Source organism: Chitinophaga terrae (ex Kim and Jung 2007), from assembly GCF_900107795.1.
Taxonomy (GTDB): domain Bacteria; phylum Bacteroidota; class Bacteroidia; order Chitinophagales; family Chitinophagaceae; genus Chitinophaga; species Chitinophaga terrae.
On sequence record NZ_FNRL01000012.1, the window covers coordinates 54,782 to 74,441 of the forward strand.

Below are 19,660 nucleotides of genomic sequence, written 5' to 3' on the forward strand. Positions count from 1 at the left end.
ACTATTTGAGATGCGCCGTCCTGTAATGTTCCAGTAGCTCATCACCACCGAAGTCGTGCTGCAAATCCCTCATCACGGTATGAACATGATTGGCGTTGTTCTGAGTATTGTCGTATTCGATAATGATAGTAGGCCCCTGGATGCGGTAATAGTAAGGCTTGCCGGGCGTATGCTGTGTATCGCCGGCCCAGGCGAAATACAGGTTGTCCCACCCCGCTTTTTCGATTTCCTTCAAAGTACTTTCAGCGAACAATTTCGTATAGCGATGTACGTATACTTCCAGCAATGCCAGGAGTTTTTGTTGTGCGTCCTTACTCAGCTCACTATAACCGACGCCCATTGGTTTCAGCAACTGTACTTTCCTGCTGGCGCCGGTAATGATCTCGGCTGGCGCATTGGTATTGATCAGGGCCTTTTTCAGTTGTTCGGGCTCCAGCGACTGCAGGAGTGCGAAACCTGCGGCGGTTTCTTCTTTCAGCACCTCTTTCCCTTTTTGCTCTCCTTCCTTTACAACAGCAGGATTAGCACCCATAAAGCCCGGCGTACCGGCTACAAGGCGGTTATTGTCTGCCGAAAAGCTAAAGGCGGCGTGATGGCCTTCGAACCTCCAGCCCCAGACGCCTTTGGAAGCGGGTGTTCCAAAGATGGTGACAAAATATTTGCCGGGGTCACGATAATGATCGTCGGGTCCTCTTTTCTCCAGTTCTTTCAGCACCTGGTCCAGCTGCATGATATCCTTTACCTTCCCCGTTCCTGATGCGCTTAAAGAATTGGCCAGCAGGGTAAAAAGCTTTTTACGTTGTACGTCGTTCAATTCATTGACGGAAATGCCTTTGCGGTTGTCGAGCGGTACATATGCAAACCTGTACCTTTCCGCGGTATCAAACGGGTATACAGTCTTCTGTTGCTGGGCTTCCGACAACGATTGGAGAAAGGAGACTGCATTTTTCGCCATGTCCTGGGCATGGACTAAAACTGTTGCCAGGAGCAGGCATGTAGCACAAAGTAAGGTACGCATGGCAGAACGTGGAATTTGAAGTAAGATAGAAAAAGAATTCTGTACATGCAAAGGGGCAGGAAAGATAGTGTGCAACTACCTGTCCCACCCCGGTTAACGTGAAATTTCAGATCATTTAAGGATCATCACCGGTACTTTGGCCGACCTGGTGATAGCTTCCGAAATGCTTTTATGGGTAAGCGTATAAAGGAAGCTGTGCTTTCCCGGCAACGCCACAATCAATTGTACATCGTTGGCAGCGGTAAATTCGGATACATGACCGATAATATCCTTGCTGCTTTCATAATGAATATCGTATTGGAACGGAGAAAGATATTCGTGCAGTTCCGCCTCTGTAGCTGCATCCGGCTTATACTCCCCTTCGCCGGTATTTACGTTAAGCGCTAACAGGCGTGTGATAGCCCAGTTAGCAGGGATGGCGATATGCTGTAGTTTGCCCAATACATGCAGCGCCTTGAAATCGAACGGTACAAGCGCTTTATCGACCGGCCGGAATGTATAACCCGCCGGCACTACCAATACCCGCACGGGGCTGGCTTTTGCAATGGCTATCAGGTTCCTGGCTATCAGCCCTTCTTCTGCGACATGCGGATTGCTGCCCAATACGATCATTGTCACCTCTTCCTGACGGGCCAGGTCAATAACGGCCCTCAGCAAAGGCGATTCGCTTAACGCGATCGTTACCTGTATATTTTCATTTTCGGCCGTAATAGCAGCAGCCATGCTTTGCAGCCGGGCCTGGGCTTCTTCCCTGTCGGCATTTACACTGACGTGATCCACGGCCGCATAATCCGCCGACCAGACAATGCCGCTGAATACGTTCTCATAAAATGTTTTCAGCAGGATGATCCTGTTATATTCATACTGTTTACTCCAGGCAGTGGCAAATCGTACCGTTTCGTCGGATGTTGGAGTAAAATCCACCGGTACCAGCAACGTTTTCATCATTGTTTCCTAAGATTTTCGTTCATTTTCTGAATCTGCGACAAGGCAACCTGCAAATCATTCATCTCCATACCCATGGTCGCTTTTTCATACATTTCACGGATCCATGGATTTAATTCCTTCTCCAGCGCCCTGCCTTTTTCTGTCAAATAGATAAGTTTACTTCTCCTGTCGTTCTGATCTTCTCTTCTTTCTACCATCCCGCGCTTTTCCAGGTTGTCTATCAGGTAGGTCATACTGGATTTATCCTTCACAATAACATCTGCTATCTCCTGTTGATTCACTCCATCTTTCCTGAAAAGGATACCTAATATTTCCAGGAGCTCGAATGTGATGTCCACGTTCTGTTCCCTGATCTTAACCTGTAAGTTTTGACGCATAAAGGTGCGCATTTCACTGATGGCTCGTCCCAGTTCCCGCGCCAGGTCTACAATATTGTGTTGCTTATTCATCAGACAAATATATTGTTTTTAACCCGACGAACGTACCTGTCATATCAGTGCGCCGCATCCGCCAGGTTTACTTTCTGTTTGTTGGTTTTCACCAGCAACAGCACGAACGGAACGCATACCAGGAACATCACGCCCACCCAGAGGAATACGTCCATATACGAAAGTACGGTGGCCTGTTTCATCACAGCGCCGTCCATGATCCCATATGCTTTGTTCTGCGCAGTTACTATATCAAATCCTTTGGCCCTCATACTTGCAGCCATTTGTGCAACACGGTGCTGTACATCAGGGTTGTTTACATCCAGGTGATCTACCAGGGTACTCCTGTGGAGATCCGTTTGCCTGGTTACAAAAGTGGAGATCAGCGCTACGCCGAATGCGCCTCCCAGCTGGCGCATCATTCCTGAAAATGCCGCGCCCTGGCCGATTTCCTGTCCTTTCAGCGTAGAGAGCGACATGGTGCTGACAGGCACCGACAATAATCCTAACCCGAACCCGCGTATGATCAGCACCCAGAAGAAATCTTTGCTGCTGGTATCGGGGGTAAGAATAGTATAAGAAAGATAACTGTAGATGAAGAAAACTGTCATGCCTATAGCGATGAGGTATTTTTGCGGGATGCCTTTCTGTATCAAAACCGCTACCACCGGCATCATCACCGCTACGAACAAGGTGCTTGGCAACTGCAGCATGCCTGATTGCTGTGCGGTCCATCCCAAAAGCGATTGGGTATAGAGCGGGATGACAAACGTAGACCCGAACAAACCAAAGCCCATGATAAAAGACAACACGACTCCTATCCGCAGGTTCCCGTTCCTCAGCACTCTTAACTCCACTACGGGGTATTTATAAACCCATTGCCTCCATATAAAGAAGAACAGGCCAAATACGGCTGTTACAGACAAGACGATAATCAGGGAACTGCTGAACCAATCTTCTTCCTGTCCTTTTTCCAATACAAACTGCAGGGAACCTATACCCACCATCAGCAGGAAGATGCCCAGCCAGTCGACCTGCGAAGCATCGCGTTTCTGCTCGTACTGCGGGCTCCTGACATACTGCAGGGTGAGCAATGTAGCAATGACCCCGATAGGAATATTGATATAGAAGATATAAGGCCAGCTGTAATTGTCGATAATATACCCGCCCAGCGGAGGTCCCAGGGTTGGGCCAACGATCACACCCAGCGTATAGATCGCCTGGGCAGTGGCTCTTTTTTCAGCAGGCCAGCTTTCAGTGATAATAGTTTGCGAAGTTACCAGCAATGCTCCTCCTCCCAACCCCTGCAGGAAGCGGAAAACAACCAGTTCCCAGATATTGGTGGCATTGCCGCAGAGGAAAGAACAAACAGTGAAGAGCATGATCGATACGGCAAAGTAATTCCGCCGTCCGAACTGTTGGGAAAGCCAGCTGGTCATAGGTACGATGATCACATTGGCTAAAGAATAGGCAGTGATAACCCAGCTAACTTCATTCAGGGTAGCGCCCAAACTACCCCTCATATCTGGCAGGGCAACGTTCACAATTGTTGTGTCAATGATTTCCAGCAGGGCACAAACTACTGCTGTGATGGTAATGATAATACGCCGTGAGCCATATTCCACCAGCGATGTTGGCTGTTCCATTTAACAGGTAAATTGTACAGCAAAGGTAATAATTAGTTTGAATTCAAACTAATTATTTTAAGCAAGGGTCCGCTGATAATGACGAACATTTTTAAAATCGCATTCTTAGTCTTTTATCCGTGGAAGAAGCGGTTTCATAGCTTTGAGCAGCATATTGGTAATAACCTGGTAACCTTTGTCTGAAGGATGCAAGCCGTCGTAGGTCATATTTACAGCGGCTAACGGGTACGGATATTCTTCCTGTTTGGTATCAAACGGAATATCCTTGTAAGCTGGCCAGGTATAGTTTTTATATTCCCCTGTCTGAGGGTCTTTCAGCCGTTTGAACTTCACCGCAGTTTCGGGGGTAATGCCGCTTTTCCTGTAGAGGTCCACTTCGACGAGTTTTTCTTTTGCGGCTATCGTATCCAGCGCCTGTACAAGACGCAGCAGCGTTTGTCCGGCCTTGGGTTTGTAGGAACCATACGCATTATTATTGGCATCCTTTATATAAACAAAGTCGCTGCGCTGCAGCGGGGTCATAAGAATAACAGGCGCATCGGGGTTCAGTGATCTCAATTTATCGATAATCGTACGGAAAGCCCCGTTTACAGTGCCGTTACCGGTTTTATTCTCGTAGTCGGCAAATGTTCCGATAGGTAAGCCGGCCCACCAGTCGTTCGTTCCAAGGAAAATGCTATATATATCGGCCCGCGGGAAATTCAGTTCTTCAATTTTATTAGCTATCCCGCAGGCGGTCCACCCGTTATAACCATGGTTGATATACTGCAGTTCAGGCAGTTGTTTTACCACCCGGCTCATATACCCGGCGGTTATACGATTGCCGGTTTCATCAGGATGTTCGTTCAGGTAAGTGATCGAGTCGCCAATGGCTACCCAGGTAAGTTTGCGTGGAACAAAGGATAACAACGTTACTGCAAGGACCAGGAACAACAGGCTGCCAATGCGATATTTCATATTTGTCGCGTTTATCGTTGAATGATAATAACGCTAAAGATAAAAAAATATGCTTCATTTTCAGGATGCTGTCACTGCTTCATTTTCCCTTCATTTACTATTGCCGGCCAACGGCGGGGTTTCAGTTCCTCTTCAAATGAATAATCAAAAACAGATTTATGCTCAGTCATAGGCCCGGGTTCTTATATCAAAGATATTTATTCCGAAACAAGACTCAAAGTTTTTTCCAGGTCAGGCTAACAACCACTCTTTCAGCAACACCCTGCAATTAATTATCTTTTCTACCAGGTCTGCCGGCGTATAAAAATAGTGGTTAGTCGCTTCAAAACCGATCCGCGAGTCTCTCAGCTGGATATGGACCAACTCCTTTGCCAGCCTGATCTCATCTTCCAGTAAACCAATCAAAGTACGGTTCTCTTTACCTGCCCCTTGGTTTCTCAGCGTATTAATCTCCACCTGGTTGGCGACGCTGGCATAGTGCAGGGCAACTACCTGTGCTACATCTATTTCCCGAAGCAGGGAAGCCTTTTCTGTTTTTTGGAGAGGGCGCTTTGCCACTTCCTGTTTCAACGTTCTTATAGCCTCATTAAAACCTGTGGAAACTTTCCTGAGCTGACTTATAAAAACAGGCGCCGGGTAATTTCCAATCCATTTTTTTACGTCGTCGTAAGGCAAACCAACCATCGTTGCTGCGTACCCGGTAGGTTGCTGCCACAATAAATTTGCAGGTCCCATTTGCAAAGGTGCGAAGTAAACGGTGGAACTATGGTAAGGAAATTCCTTAAACGCGGTACTGAATGCCTGCCAGGCTTTGACTACGGCATTACCTGCCGCGCAGAAACGGGATGCAGCCACCTGTTGCATGGCAGACAAAGGAGTGGAAGCAGCATCGCTTCCCATTGCGGCCACCACTTCAAGGTTAGGGGATGGATAACCGCCCAGGGTCCAGCCCAACATTAAACCATCTACCTGTTCTTTTTTCAGGTTGGCTGCATGCTGCGCTACATTTTCTACTGCGGGGATATACGGTACTGCCGCTATCTCCCAGGTATTGCCTGCCTGTATCTTGGCAATAGTTTTCAGTCCATGCTGCTTTGCCAGTGCCCAATGCTTTTTTGCCCTCGGGCCCGGACCGATCGCTGATATTGAATATTCCCCTATTGTATTCTTCACCCCTCCTCTTTCTATTTCGAGCGCCCATTCGCTTACGCTCATGAGGGCAGCGCCAGCAGGGAGTTGTGGGATAATTGCCGGTGCATAAGCATCCTGCCATCCCCAGTCCCAGACAATTAATCCGGGCTTGTGCAGCTGGCTGCCTTTCTTTATGCCTTGCATGTAGAGGTTATTCAGTTCGGCGATCACCGTGGCAGCGCCCCTGGGGCCGCACCTCAGGCATTCGGCGCCCCGGCCATGCGACCAGCAGTTGGTGAAGTTCTCGGATGCAGTAATAGAAAAGAAACCCGCAAGGTCGGGTACCCGTTGGGTGATCATAGCTATTGAATTAACGATGTATTGCTGTACAGCAGGGTGACTGGTACACAACGCCGCCTGGTTGCCGATAGTCACACCCTTTAATTCGGGGTGTTCTTTAAAAAAGGATAAGGGCTGGAAACGGGGTTCGTTCAGGTACAGGTAAATACCGATGCCATGCTTCTTCGCCCGTTGCACCAGGCTGGCTAGGTTGTCCAGGCGCCGCTCCCAGGATTCGCTCACCTCGGGGTTCCAGGGAAACGGCGTTAGTTTGCTCAAAACGATATGCATCCAGGTACTGTCCATTCCCGCTGCTCTCATCCTCTCCAAATAGCCGTCAGGATATGGATCAATGCCGGGGTCTAACAGCGGATCGCCAAACAGCGCGAAATAGGCGTAGCCGAAACGGGGACTGAAGCCTGAATGCCTCTCCCTTTTCCTGGCCGGCGGCTCCGACAACTGGTTTACGAAACTGAATAAGGGTTCTTGTTGCGCAGGATAACCTCCGCCAAATTCTTCTCTGATGAGTGCAGCGATATATTCCACGCGCCGCCTCGCATCGTCACCCGGCGAACGATAAACAAGCGGTTTGCAATCCGGTTTGCTACTGCCCAGTTTGATGAAGAAAAAATCATCTTCCTGCAACGTAAAATCCAGTTTCTCTTTTGTCCATCCGAGCAGCTGCAGCAACTGGTTCTCCGGCAGCAGGTGCCAATTGCGTCTTATAACGGTAAGGTAACTACGTTGTTGCTGCTCCTCGCTTATCACCGGCGGTGCGGGCAACCCCATTGCTTTACCGAGGGCCAGTATTTCCGCAGGTTGGGCGTTTACAACCCGGGCTATCTTTGGCAAAGGAACCAGGTGCCAGTTTCTCCACACGAAGGTGTGCAAGGCATCCGGGAAATGAGGAAAAGCGAGCGCCTTATTTTCCTCCAACTTCCATCCGGCAAACAAACCCCGGGGAATAAACAGCCCTGCGGTGACCAGGGAGCCGGATAAGAGGAATGAACGGCGTGAAAGATCTTTCATAACGCGAATGTATAAACGTTTAATTATTCAATTGCTGCAGCAACGTGATCATATACTCCCTGGCTCCTGTGGCCGGGTTCACATTGATCCCGTTTTCCGTATCATGCGGCGTATAATCGAACACCCACATGGCCGACAAAGGAACCTTATTAACCAGTATCGCGTTCACCAGCTCTTTGTATTTTTCCTTTGCCGTTGCCGCTCCCAGCAGCTTTTCCTGCGCGCCGAACTCGCCTACAAAAAGTGGCTTCTTCAATTGTGCAGCAGCTTCCATTGTTACGCGGATGATCTCTTCCAGCGAAGCAGGACCTTCGGCGAAATAAGCCCCCTCGTTATCGGGGTACTGATGGATGGATAAGGTATTGACGGGTCCCGGGTTCTGTTCGTCCAGCATCTGCCGGTACTGGGCTTTCGTATCTTTTTCCCAGCTGCAGGTTCGCGCCAGGTTATAGGCGCTGGCCCGTGGATTCGCATTGCCGCTGATAATGATGCGATGTTTATCGAATTTCCTTACCTGTTTTGCAAACGCTGTCAACGCAGTTTGCAGGTCGGCCAGTGAAAGTTTATCAGCTTTGGAACGGGTAGGCGGCGTGCCTGCGCTTACCGCTACCGGTGGCAGGTTGTCGTTATCGCCCGGCAGATCGATCACCAGGTTGTATTCATTTCCAAATTCCCAACCCCAGATCGCAGGAGAATGCCGGTAACGTTGTACCAGTTCTTTTACGTAACGCTTCATGAAAGCAATGGTCTTGCTTTTTGGATTTCCCCACTGCCCTACCGGTTCTCCTACCAGGTCGGGAATGGTATTTACGTTCCAGCATACAGAAGGGATCAGGCCAATACCGATTTCCTCTGCGGCCTTCACGAAAGCATCCAGGTTTTTATAATACCGCGCTTTATCTTCCAGGTAAAGGGTGTAATTGACCGGCCAGAAGCCGCTGCACATGAACCTGGCGAATGGAATGTTCCTCGCTTTCAGGTACCGGAAACCGGCTTTATAACTGGTGTCGCCGGTTGCGTTTTTATCCAGTGTACGTGCAAATGCGTTGAAATAGTTTACGCCCGCTCCCCTGAAAGGCTTTCCATTCAGCAGCAGTGTTCCTGTTTTGTTCACTGTAAGCCCCGGTGCGGGATGACGCTGGGAATAAGCCAGGCGCCCGCATACGGCTACCAATACCAGTAAGGCATATATTCTTTTCAAGATACCAGGTTTGCACCTAATATACTGTGGAGTTCTTATGTTCGCAACCTGTACTGTAGGGTAGTTGCGATTTATTTACGGAGCGGGTGTTTGCGGTTCCAGGACCTGGAGAAATAATAAGCGCAGTCTTTAATAAACTGGTAAAAATCATAATCGTTCTCGAACGACAACAACATTTCATAGGTTGGCCGGTATTCTACCATGAATGCTTCCAGGGCCGGGGATTCCAGTCCCGTGATCTTTTTAACCAGCTCTTTATTGAACCGGTGATCGATATACTTGTCTTTCTCATCCTGTATCAGCAATCGCCTGAAGGCTTCTATACGTTTGGCTTTGCGTAAGCTAAAGAGAAGATCGAGGTTTAATCCAACGCCTGCTCCGCCGCTGCTGGAGGTCAGGTAATCCCTTTCGAAATCGAATACTTTCCGGTACTCGTTCCGGTTTTCAATGGAGTCGACGGTATATCCCCTGCGCATGGCCGTCACTTCTACCGTGGGCAACATATGTACATCAACATGCAGGCTCATATCAAATGAGCGGCTTGTCCTGATCTCTTTTACGGGAAATTTCATCGTGGCTTTTCCCTGGTAGGAAAAGCAGATAGAATCGGTTGTGGGAACCATGATGCTGTAATGGCCTGCTGAATCGGTAACCGTTCCCTTACCGGAAGTACTCATTACAGTTACACCAGCCATCCCGAATTTAGCTGTGCGATCGTATACTGTACCATAAACGCGTACCTGCGCGGCTGATACAAAATAAGACAGCAACAAAAGCAATAAAAAACACAATCGTTGTAATAGCTGGTAGTAACTCATTAGTGCCCAATCTAAGCCACGACAAAGAAAATATCAAGGACTAAAGAAATATTAACAATTTATTGGGTAGTATTTCCTTCGCCTGTTCCTCTTCCGGCTTGGCCAAAAATAAGGCTTTTCGTGATTTATCAATCATTCACCCATTCGGTGATGAGTTCTACGGTATAGTTTAGTTGTCCCTGCGTTACTGGCGTGGTCACTTCTCCAATACATTCTCCATGTATGCCGGGGAATATCGCTAACCTGCTTTCGGGCAGCAACCTGAACAACTTCACTGCATGTTCGTTCTGGATAACGTCGTTGTCGTTCTGCAGGACCAGTGTAGGAGCTTCTATGCTTTTTATCAGCGCTTCGTCGATGTCTTTGAACGCTTTCATTCTTTCCACATCGCGCTCGAACATAGTTTGGAGGGCCTGCCGGTCCGGGTTTACGTCGAGGAAAGCGGATTGCAGCCGTGCCGGCATGTGATCTAGCGTAGCATTGTTGAATCCGTCGAAGAAGCCGGGAGGCATCCCGCTACGTTGAAAAAGCGCCGCTACCAACACCAGTTTATCGACCAGTTGCTTATGCCTGATGCCTATTTGCAACGCTGTGGTAGCGCCGTTGCTGAAGCCAAGGAAACTGGCTTTGCTGATACCCAGGTGCGCCAGCAACGCTGCCATATAATCGGCGTCCTGTTCAAAGGTCAAAGGCCGGCCGTTATCTTTTGTTCTTCCGTGGGCTTGCATTTCTACCGCAATAACCTGGAAACTGGCTGATAAATAAGGGAGGATCTTACCGAACGTGGATTGAATAGTGGAACCGCCGCCATGTATCAACACCAGTGGTTTCCCGGCGCCATGTATTTCGTAATAGAGTTCCAGGTCTTTTAAGGAAGCGAACATAGTTGTATACTTTTTGTAAAAGTAGTGATATGAATAGGATTAATGGGGTTATGAACGGGACAATTTTTATGGGGAAGCAGGACAAACAAAAAAATCAGACCACTCCCCGACCGCAAAATAGTCTGCCCCAATCATCCTTACAACCATTTGCCAAACTTCCGGATATACCAGTTCTTAACTACTTGCGTAAGCACACAATAGCTTGCCAGTATAGCAATCAACCAGGGAAAATATTGCAATGGCAATGGTTCCATCTTCAATGCAGCGGCAAAAGGCGAAAAAGGAATGAGTATGCCTACAAGCATGATCCCTGCTGTGAGCACTACTACCGGCAACGCCGCCCAACTTTGCACAAAGGGTATCTTCCGTGTCCGGATCATATGTACAATAAGGGTTTGAGATAAAAGCCCTTCTATGAACCAGCCACTTTGAAACAACGACTGGTTGGCCGGAGCCGTTGCTTTAAACACGAAATACATCAGTGCAAATGTGGCATAGTCGAACAGGGAACTGATCGGCCCTATGAACAGCATGAACTTTTGTATATCGCCCGCCTCCCACTTCTTTGGTTTCAGCAAAAATTCTTCATCCATTTTATCCCAGGGTATGGAGACCTGGGAAATATCGTACAACAGGTTCTGCACCAAAAGTTGTACAGGCAACATGGGGAGGAACGGCAGGAAGGCGCTGGCGCCAAGCATGCTGAACATGTTCCCGAAATTGCTGCTGGCCGTCATTTTAATGTACTTGATAATATTGCCGAATGTCCTTCTGCCGTAGATCACTCCTTTCCGCAATACCATCAGGTCTTTTTCCAGCAAAATGATGTCTGCGCTTTCCCTGGCAATATCTACCGCCGTGTCTACGCTTATTCCAACATCGGCATTCCTCAATGCGGCGGCATCGTTGATGCCGTCGCCCATAAAGCCAACGGTATGGCCTTTGTCCTGCAACACCTTTACAACCCTTGCTTTTTGCAGGGGACTTAGTTTTGCCAGTATGGAAATATCATCTATCTGTTGCTGCAATGCCTCGTCCGACATCCCATCCAGGTCGTTGCCCAACAGTATCCTGTTAATGGGGATGCCCACTTCCTTGCAGATCTTCCGGGTAACGATCTCATTGTCTCCTGTCAGCACTTTTACATTTACGCCAAGTTGCTGCAATGCGCCGATAGCCACTTTAGCAGAAGGTTTGGCAGGGTCGAGGAAACCGATGAATCCTGTCAGCACCATGTTCTTTTCGTCCTCTACAGAATAGGTCAGCGCCCGGTCGTCGAACTCGCGGATAGCCACCAGCAATACCCGCAATCCTTCTTCATTCAGCCTCCTGGATGTTTCCAGCACTACCTTTCTCATTTGTTCGTCCATAGGGATCACGATGTCGCTTTCGATATGCAGTTGTTTGTTTTCGCCGAGGTCAAATGCGTGGCTGCAGAGATCCAGGACCTCTTCTACAGCTCCCTTACAGATCAGCAGGTGTTTGCCGTTCCGTTGCTGAAGGATAACGGACATGCGCCTACGCTGGAAGTCGAAAGGGATTTCATCTACTTTTAAAAAATGCTCCTCCACTTTCAGGTAATCATGCAACTCCACATGCTCGAGGATAGCGATGTCGAGCAGGCTTTTTAAACCCGTCTGGTGGAAACTGTTCAGGTAAGCCCATTTCAGCACTTCCTCATCTTCGTCGCCCAGCAGGTTCAGGTGCCGTTCCAGCACTATTTTATCCAGGGTAAGGGTACCGGTCTTGTCTATACAGAAAACATCCATGGCGCCGATATTCTGGATTGCGTTCAGGCGTTTGACGATCACTTTTCTCTTGCTCATATTCACCGCGCCTTTAGCCAGGTTGGCCGTTACGATCATCGGCAGCATTTCGGGAGTAAGTCCTACAGCTACTGCAATGGCAAACAGCAAGGCTTCGATCCAGGCGCCTTTTACAAACCCGTTGATGAGAAAGATCAGGGGCACCATGACCAGCATAAAACGAATCAGCAGGTAGCTGACCTTATTAACGCCCTTATCAAAGCTGGTAGCAGTCCGTTCGCCGACCAGCGACCGGCTCAGGGAACCGAAACAGGTCTGGCTGCCGGTGGTAACCACCAGGGCTGTGGCAGCGCCGCTAACCACGTTTGTACCCATGAAGCAGATATTCTCCAGTTCCAGGGGCGATTTCGCATCAGCCTCTCTTACTACCAGCGCACGTTTCTCTACCGGCAGGGATTCGCCGGTAAGCATAGCCTGGCTGACGAAGAGGTCTTTCGATTGCATGATACGGCAATCGGCGGGGATCATATCGCCGGCGGAAAGATGTACTATATCCCCCGGTACCAGTTGCCTGATATCTATTTCGCGCCTGCCTTCATTTTTTCGTATTACCGTAGCCGTTGTTCTGACCAGGCTTTTCAGCGCCAGGGCAGCTTTATTACTCCTGTATTCCTGGAAAAACCGCAGGAAGGAAGATACCAGCACCATGATGCCAACCATCAGTACTGTTTTATAATCCTCTTCCCCGGGTTTGGCCATATAAACATCCATGACCAGCGATACCAGGGCTATTAAAATAAGTATCCCGATAAAGGGGTTAATAAACGCTTTTATTAACTGCAGGTACCAGGAAGGTATTTTTTCGTAGTGCACTTCATTCAGCCCATGAGCTTTGATGCGCTCTTCCGCCTGCGCGGAAGTGATCCCGTCTGCAGTCGTTTCCAGCATGGGCAGGTAATAGTTCTTATCATTACGGCTGGCGTTCTTCAGTTTAACGATCGCTTCATCGTTCATGCCGTTGCCGTTGTAAGTAGCGGTAAGCCTTGCCCTGATATTTTCTCTAACTGCGGTAAGCATGTCGGTCTTTTTTTATCACCTGGTTTTCAGGATGCCTGGCTGTCACTTCCCGGCTAACCTTTGTAACCGCCTGTTCGATAGGCGGCTGGAAACAGGTAATTTGTGAGACGGCAAAAGTAAAGCCCTTCATAGAAGCCGGCGGTTAGAGGCCATATAGAATGTTATTAGGAAATCATTAGAGCTCACTTGTCTGAGAAGGGCCTTTAATGTATCTTACCTGCTATTATCCAAGCACCAAAATATGATCACAGGAACAGGAGCAATGACGGCCCCACAGGTCGATCCCTCGCTATTTAAAACCAAACAACATTTCCAGGTACTGGATGGACTGAGAGGCGTGGCTGCGCTGGTAGTGGTGGTATTCCACTTTATGGAAGTGGTATACACTGATCCTGTTACCAACGTGCTGGGGCATGGTTTCCTGGCGGTAGATTTCTTCTTTTGCCTGTCGGGTTTCGTGATTGCCTATGCATACGATAACAGGATGAAACAACTTGGGATAGCGGCGTTCTTTAAATCGCGGATCACCAGGTTGCATCCGTTGGTGGTGCTGGGATCGGCGCTTGGATTGGCGGGTTTTCTTTTTGATCCTTTCAGCGCAGGGATCGGCGACTATTCGGCGGGCCGGATCGCGCTCCTTTTCCTGGCTTCCGTTTTAATGATCCCGTTTCCTGTCATGGCCGACCGCTATTATAATTTGTTCGGATTGAATGCGCCGTCATGGTCGTTATTCTGGGAATATGTTGCCAACCTTCTTTACGGCCTGTTGTTATGGAAGGCGAACAGGCGGGTGCTGGCCGGTTTACTGCTGGCAGCAACGGGAGCGATTGCCTTTGTGGCTTATACGAAAGGCAACGTCGTGGGCGGATGGAGTAAAGAGAGTTTCTGGGATGGGGCGGCGCGGGTATCGTTTTCCTTTCTAGCCGGCATGTTGTTGTTCCGGTATAACATCATCATTAAAAACAAACTCGGGTTTGCCGGCCTTGCCGTTTTATTACTGGCTGCTTTGCTGATGCCTTATTTTAAATACAACTGGCTGGCCGAATTGCTGGTTGTGGTTATTTATTTCCCGTTGCTGGTAGCGTTAGGAGCAGGTACACAGGTATCAGGCGTTATGGAGAAGATCTGTTCTTTTTCCGGCAAGCTTTCTTATCCTTTATACATGACCCATTATATGGTGATCTGGTCGTTCGCGAATTACTATAATAAATATAAACCAGGGGGCGCCAAGTTATCGGTCATTATTACCGGAGGGGTGATAGTTTTAGTCATATTTGCTTACCTGGCTATGGTACTTTATGATACGCCGGTAAGGCGGTATTTAAGCCGTAAACGTAATCCTGGTTGAATTTTAAGCAGAAATTAATATAAGATTAAAAAGTCAGGTTTCGAAAGTTCAACATCAATATAAAAAATTGATTATCAACATAATAAGAATAAAACATTTTATCTTATAACACAAATCTGAGTAATCAGATTGTCATTAATTTCTAACAGGAATGTTAAAACGCATGAATTAAAACATTTTGAAGTTACCCCCTCTTTTCCCGGTTTCAAAGTTTTACTAGCTTTGGCGACCAAATGAGACTAGCAATATTTTTTGTATACCTCTGCGTCTATTTTATACAGGGAGATAATCATCTTCCACTACGTACGTATCAGCACGTAGCCAGCTATTCTCGTACTCATTCGCACATCGAAAATCCATATCACCGCAATTTCCTGAGTATGTTGGAAGACATTGCATCCATCAGGGATGTACAGGAACCGGAAATGGAAAGCCTGATCAGCGATGATGTAGAAGATGAAGATCCGAATACCTGTTTCAGCTCGAAATATAAACTGGTGCCCCGGCATCGTACTCCCTCCCATTCCACTGTTTTAAGTTATCAGGGCAGGTATGCGAAAGCGCCTCCCTCTCCGGGTCAGTTACCGTATAAATATCTCGTTCAAAGTTCCCTGAGGATCTGATCTGACCCCGTTTCAGTGGGCAAAGGCGTATTCGTGCATTCCTATAACGAACCACCGTTGCCAAATGGCATATTCATGCCCGTTACACCTGCCAGCTGATGAAACCAACCTGCCCGTTCCGGGCAACTTTACAGTGCAACCTATCGCTTATTTATTAATATCATGAAGAGAATCGTCATGTTCACAGGCTTGTGTGCATTCTTATGTCATACCAGCTGCAAGCCGAAAGAAGAAGTAAAAGAAGAGGCAAGCAAGTATACTGTTACCAGCCCGCTTGTAATAGATACCTCTTTTACGAAAGATTATGTTTCCCAGATCAGATCTGTTAAGAACATCGAAATCAGGTCACAGGAAAAAGGTTATCTCCAAAGCATCTACGTAGATGAGGGCCAGTTTGTAAAAGCAGGTCAGTTGCTGTTCCGCCTGATGCCAAACGCCTTCCAGGCCGAGCTGACCAAAGCGGAAGCCGAGGCCAAAGCTGCAGAAATTGAATTGCAGAACACGAAGATGCTGGTAGAAAAAAACATCGTTTCCAAGAACGAACAGGCCGTTGCCCAGGTAAAATTAGACCAGGCAAGAGCAGAAATCGCACTGGCCAAGCTGCATCTTTCCTTCACCGAGATCAGGGCGCCGTTCGACGGAACCATCGACAGGCTTCCCAAAAAGATAGGCAGCCTGCTGGAAGAAGGCGAACTGCTTACCACCCTCTCCGACAACAGCCAGATGTATGCTTATTTCAATGTATCAGAACCTGAATACCTCGAGTACCAGACCAACCTGAAAACGCGGGGCGACAACCAGGTAAGCCTGCTCCTGGCCAACAACAAACCCCTGCAATACAAAGGACAGGTAGAAACAGTGGAAGGAGAATTTGATAATGAAACAGGCAATATCGCTTTCCGCGCCAAGTTCCCTAACCCTGACAAACTCCTGAAAAACGGGGAAACAGGAAAGGTGTTAATGACCATGCCACTTAAAAACGCCCTGATCATCCCTCAAAAAGCGACCTACGAAATACAGGATAAAAAATATGTTTTTGTAATAGACAAGAACAACGTGGTTAAGTCAAGGAACATTACCATCGGCGGCGAACTGCCAGACCTGTATATTGTCGAAAACGGCCTCTCTGCTACTGACCGCATTTTACTGGAAGGTGTACAAAGGGCAAAAGACGATGATAAGATCTCTTACGACTACCTGGAACCTAAGCAGGTGGTTTCCCAATTGAAATTAAAAGCGGAATAGCAGAATCATTCAATAGCGAGTGCAATGTTTAATAAGTTTATACAAAGGCCCGTCCTGTCCATTGTTATATCACTGATCATAGTGTTCCTTGGCGGACTGGCTATAACCCAGCTTCCTGTAACGCAGTTCCCCTCCATTTCGCCTCCTAAGGTGAATGTGACGGCAGAATACCCTGGCGCGAACGGCGAATTGATGATCAAGTCTGTGATCATCCCGCTCGAAAGAGCGATCAACGGGGTACCGGGAATGAAGTACATGACCTCCGATGCAGGTAACGATGGCGAGGCCTCCCTGCAGGTAGTCTTCAACCTGGGCACCGATCCTAACCAGGCCTCCCTGAACGTGCAGAACAGGGTAGCGTCGGTAGTGAACAAACTTCCGCCGCTGGTGGTACGGGAAGGCGTAAAGATCACCCGTGAAGAGTCGAACATGCTCATGTATGTAAACCTTTACAGCACGGACCCGAACGCTGATCAGAAATTCCTTTTCAACTTCGCCGACATCAATCTCCTTTCAGAATTAAAAAGGGTGGACGGCGTCGGATTTGCCGATATCCTTGGTAACAGGGAATACGCGATGAGGATCTGGCTGAAACCAGACCGCATGCTGGCATACAAGATCTCCGCCGATGAAGTGATGAAAGCGCTGGATGAACAAAGCCTGGAAGCTTCTCCCGGCAAAACCGGCGAAAGCTCCGGTAAAAGATCCCAGTCGTTTGAATATGTACTGAAATATCCCGGTCGTTTCAACTCCAAGGAACAATACGAGAACGTAGTGTTGCGAGCCAGCGCCGACGGGGAGATACTGCGACTGAAAGACGTAGCGGATGTAGAATTCGGCAGTTCCATGTACGACATTTACTCGAACCTGAACGGACGTCCTTCTGCCGCGATAGTATTGAAACAATCTTATGGCAGCAACGCCAGCCAGGTTATTAAAAATGTGAAAGCCAAACTGGAAGAGATCAAAGCCAACTCCTTCCCTAAAGGGATGAACTACGAGATCAGCTACGATGTATCCAAATTCCTGGACGCTTCCATAGAAAAGGTATTGCATACCCTGGTGGAAGCGTTTATCCTCGTGGGGCTGGTAGTATTCCTCTTCCTGGGCGACTGGCGTTCTACCCTCATTCCTGCCATGGCGGTACCTGTATCGTTGATCGGTACTTTCATGTTCATGCAGTTCTTTGGCATCACCCTGAACCTGATCACCCTCTTTGCCCTTGTACTGGCCATTGGCGTGGTGGTAGACGATGCCATCGTGGTGATTGAAGCGGTGCATGCGAAAATGGAATCGGAACACCTGTCACCGTATAAGGCTACGAAGAAAGCGATGTCGGAGATCGCCGGCGCGATCATCGCCATCACCTTCCTGATGGCGGCCGTGTTTATTCCGGTAGCGTTCATGTCGGGGCCAGTTGGTATCTTCTACCGCCAGTTCTCCATTACCATGGCAACAGCGATCATCCTTTCAGGTATTGTGGCTTTAACGCTCACGCCTGCACTTTGCGCCATGATCCTGAAGAACAACCATGGCAAGCATAAGAAGAAAACGCCTGTCGATAAATTCCTGGATGGTTTCAATAACTCCTTCAACCGGATGGCAGGAAGGTACCAGCGTATCCTGAGAGCCATCGTTAACCGTCGCGTGATCACCTTCGGTATGCTGATCGCTTTCTGTATCGGCACTTACTTCCTTAACCGTACGGTACCCGCAGGTTTTATACCCAATGAAGACCAGGGAATGTTCTATGCAATTATCCAGACCCCTCCGGGATCGTCGCTGGAACGAACCAACCAGGTAGCGGAAAAACTGCAGAAGATCGCTGAAGGTATAGAAGGCATCCAGTCGGTATCTGCACTTGCCGGGTACGAGATCCTGACAGAAGGTACAGGCTCCAACTCCGGTACCTGCCTGATCAACCTGAAAAGCTGGGAAGAACGCAAACATTCCGTACAGGAGATCATTGAAGAACTGGAAGAGAAGTCGAAAGATATTAAAGGCGCAAACATTGAATTCTTCCAGCCACCGGCAGTACCGGGATACGGAGCAGCAGGCGGTTTCGAGTTGCGATTGCTGGATAAATCAGGATCGGGCGACTATAAGAAAATGGAAACTGTCAGCAACGATTTTGTGAAAGAACTGCGCAAACGCAAGGAGCTGTCATCTGTTTTCAGCTTCTACAGCGCCAGTTTCCCACAGTATATGTTGCGGGTCGATAATGATATTGCACAACAGAAAGGGGTGACCATCGACAATGCGATGAATACTTTGTCGACCCTGATAGGAAGTAACTACGAGATCAGTTTCATCAAATTCGACCGCCAGTATAAAGTGATCATCCAGGCCTCGCCTCAATACAGGGCTTTGCCGGAAGATATCCTGAAGCTGTATGTGAAAAATGATAAAGATGAAATGGTGCCGTTCTCGGCTTTCATGAAAATGGAAAAAGTATACGGGTTGTCGGAGATCACCAGGCATAATATGTACAATGCGTCGGAGATTAGTGGTTCCGCGGCGCCGGGCTACAGCAGTGGCGAAGCGATCAAGGTGATCAATGAGGTGGCAAAGAAAACGTTGCCGAGAGGATTTGGCATCGATTGGGCGGGTATTTCCAAAGACGAGGTAGCACAGGGCAACCAGGCTATTTATATATTCCTTATCTGTCTTGGTTTCGTATACCTTATCCTTTCTGCACAATACGAAAGTTTCATTCTTCCGTTGTCCGTGATCCTGTCGTTGCCGGCGGGTATTTTCGGCGCCTTCTTCCTCCTGAAATTGCTGGGATTGGAAAACAACATCTATGCACAGGTAGCGATGGTGATGCTGATAGGCTTGCTGGGTAAGAACGCTGTTCTGATAGTGGAATTTGCCATACAACGGCATAGCATGGGCCGCTCGGTGCTCGAGTCGGCAATGGAAGGAGCCAAAGTAAGGTTCCGTCCTATTTTGATGACCTCTTTCGCATTCATTGCAGGTCTGATCCCGCTGATGCTTGCTACCGGTCCGGGTAAGATCGGCAACCGCACCATTGGTACGGCTGCAGCAGGCGGGATGCTGTTCGGAACAGTGTTCGGGGTGATCGTAATACCGGGCCTGTACTACATATTCGGACGCATAGCCGAGAAACGCAAATTCGTGAAAGACGAAGAAGAACTGCCGTTAACGGAAGAACTAGAACTCGAAGAAAGAAAAAATTAAA

At 48.3% G+C, this 19,660-nt stretch carries 15 protein-coding genes; 4 read left to right on the forward strand and 11 right to left on the reverse strand.

Annotated elements, in window-relative coordinates; genetic code table 11:
• Position 1: 1 nt before the first annotated feature.
• The 11 genes from BLV62_RS14275 to BLV62_RS28325 all read right to left on the reverse strand — a co-directional run bounded on the left by BLV62_RS14275 (position 2) and on the right by BLV62_RS28325 (position 13,372).
• Entirely contained in the window at positions 2 to 1,018 is a 1,017-nt protein-coding gene (locus BLV62_RS14275) for a DUF3500 domain-containing protein (protein WP_089762638.1), read from the reverse strand.
• 111 nt (positions 1,019 to 1,129) lie between these two features.
• On the reverse strand, positions 1,130 to 1,966 hold the full coding sequence (locus BLV62_RS14280) for a universal stress protein (protein WP_089762639.1): 837 nt from the start codon (positions 1,964 to 1,966) through the stop codon (positions 1,130 to 1,132).
• The gene (locus BLV62_RS14285) at positions 1,963 to 2,415 is read right to left on the reverse strand and encodes a MarR family winged helix-turn-helix transcriptional regulator (protein WP_089762640.1); all 453 of its coding nucleotides are present in this window, start codon (positions 2,413 to 2,415) and stop codon (positions 1,963 to 1,965) included. Before BLV62_RS14285 ends, BLV62_RS14280 begins: the two co-directional genes overlap by 4 nt.
• A gap of 44 nt (positions 2,416 to 2,459) precedes the next feature.
• Positions 2,460 to 4,040 carry a DHA2 family efflux MFS transporter permease subunit gene (locus BLV62_RS14290; RefSeq protein ID WP_089762641.1) on the reverse strand — a complete coding sequence of 527 codons (1,581 nt, stop codon included), beginning with the start codon at positions 4,038 to 4,040 and terminating at the stop codon, positions 2,460 to 2,462.
• A gap of 105 nt (positions 4,041 to 4,145) precedes the next feature.
• Positions 4,146 to 4,997 carry an SGNH/GDSL hydrolase family protein gene (locus BLV62_RS14295; protein WP_089762642.1) on the reverse strand — a complete coding sequence of 284 codons (852 nt, stop codon included), beginning with the start codon at positions 4,995 to 4,997 and terminating at the stop codon, positions 4,146 to 4,148.
• A gap of 231 nt (positions 4,998 to 5,228) precedes the next feature.
• Positions 5,229 to 7,496, reverse strand: coding sequence for an alpha-amylase family protein (locus BLV62_RS14300; protein WP_211117772.1), 2,268 nt, complete (start codon positions 7,494 to 7,496; stop codon positions 5,229 to 5,231).
• 19 nt (positions 7,497 to 7,515) lie between these two features.
• Positions 7,516 to 8,697, reverse strand: a complete 1,182-nt coding sequence (locus BLV62_RS14305; RefSeq protein ID WP_168927855.1) for a cellulase family glycosylhydrolase — start codon at positions 8,695 to 8,697, stop codon at positions 7,516 to 7,518.
• 71 nt (positions 8,698 to 8,768) lie between these two features.
• Entirely contained in the window at positions 8,769 to 9,515 is a 747-nt protein-coding gene (locus tag BLV62_RS14310) for a carboxypeptidase-like regulatory domain-containing protein (protein WP_139170169.1), read from the reverse strand.
• A gap of 128 nt (positions 9,516 to 9,643) precedes the next feature.
• Positions 9,644 to 10,399 carry an alpha/beta fold hydrolase gene (locus tag BLV62_RS14315; RefSeq protein ID WP_089762645.1) on the reverse strand — a complete coding sequence of 252 codons (756 nt, stop codon included), beginning with the start codon at positions 10,397 to 10,399 and terminating at the stop codon, positions 9,644 to 9,646.
• A gap of 137 nt (positions 10,400 to 10,536) precedes the next feature.
• Positions 10,537 to 13,242, reverse strand: a complete 2,706-nt coding sequence (mgtA, locus tag BLV62_RS14320; RefSeq protein ID WP_089762646.1) for a magnesium-translocating P-type ATPase — start codon at positions 13,240 to 13,242, stop codon at positions 10,537 to 10,539.
• The gene (locus tag BLV62_RS28325; protein ID WP_168927854.1) at positions 13,226 to 13,372 is read right to left on the reverse strand and encodes a hypothetical protein; all 147 of its coding nucleotides are present in this window, start codon (positions 13,370 to 13,372) and stop codon (positions 13,226 to 13,228) included. Before BLV62_RS28325 ends, mgtA begins: the two co-directional genes overlap by 17 nt.
• Positions 13,373 to 13,483: 111 nt before the next feature.
• On the opposite strand from BLV62_RS28325, the gene BLV62_RS14325 reads away from it, so the two are divergent.
• The 4 genes from BLV62_RS14325 to BLV62_RS14340 all read left to right on the forward strand — a co-directional run bounded on the left by BLV62_RS14325 (position 13,484) and on the right by BLV62_RS14340 (position 19,659).
• Positions 13,484 to 14,590: an acyltransferase family protein gene (locus tag BLV62_RS14325; protein WP_225889589.1), complete on the forward strand. Its 1,107-nt coding sequence runs from the start codon at positions 13,484 to 13,486 to the stop codon at positions 14,588 to 14,590.
• A 380-nt stretch (positions 14,591 to 14,970) separates the two neighbouring features.
• A complete protein-coding gene (locus tag BLV62_RS14330; protein WP_089762647.1) occupies positions 14,971 to 15,213 on the forward strand; it encodes a hypothetical protein in 243 nt (80 codons plus the stop codon).
• A 162-nt stretch (positions 15,214 to 15,375) separates the two neighbouring features.
• A complete protein-coding gene (locus tag BLV62_RS14335) occupies positions 15,376 to 16,458 on the forward strand; it encodes an efflux RND transporter periplasmic adaptor subunit (protein WP_089762648.1) in 1,083 nt (360 codons plus the stop codon).
• Positions 16,459 to 16,482: 24 nt separating this feature from the next.
• A complete protein-coding gene (locus BLV62_RS14340) occupies positions 16,483 to 19,659 on the forward strand; it encodes an efflux RND transporter permease subunit (RefSeq protein ID WP_089762649.1) in 3,177 nt (1,058 codons plus the stop codon).
• Position 19,660: the final 1 nt, after the last annotated feature.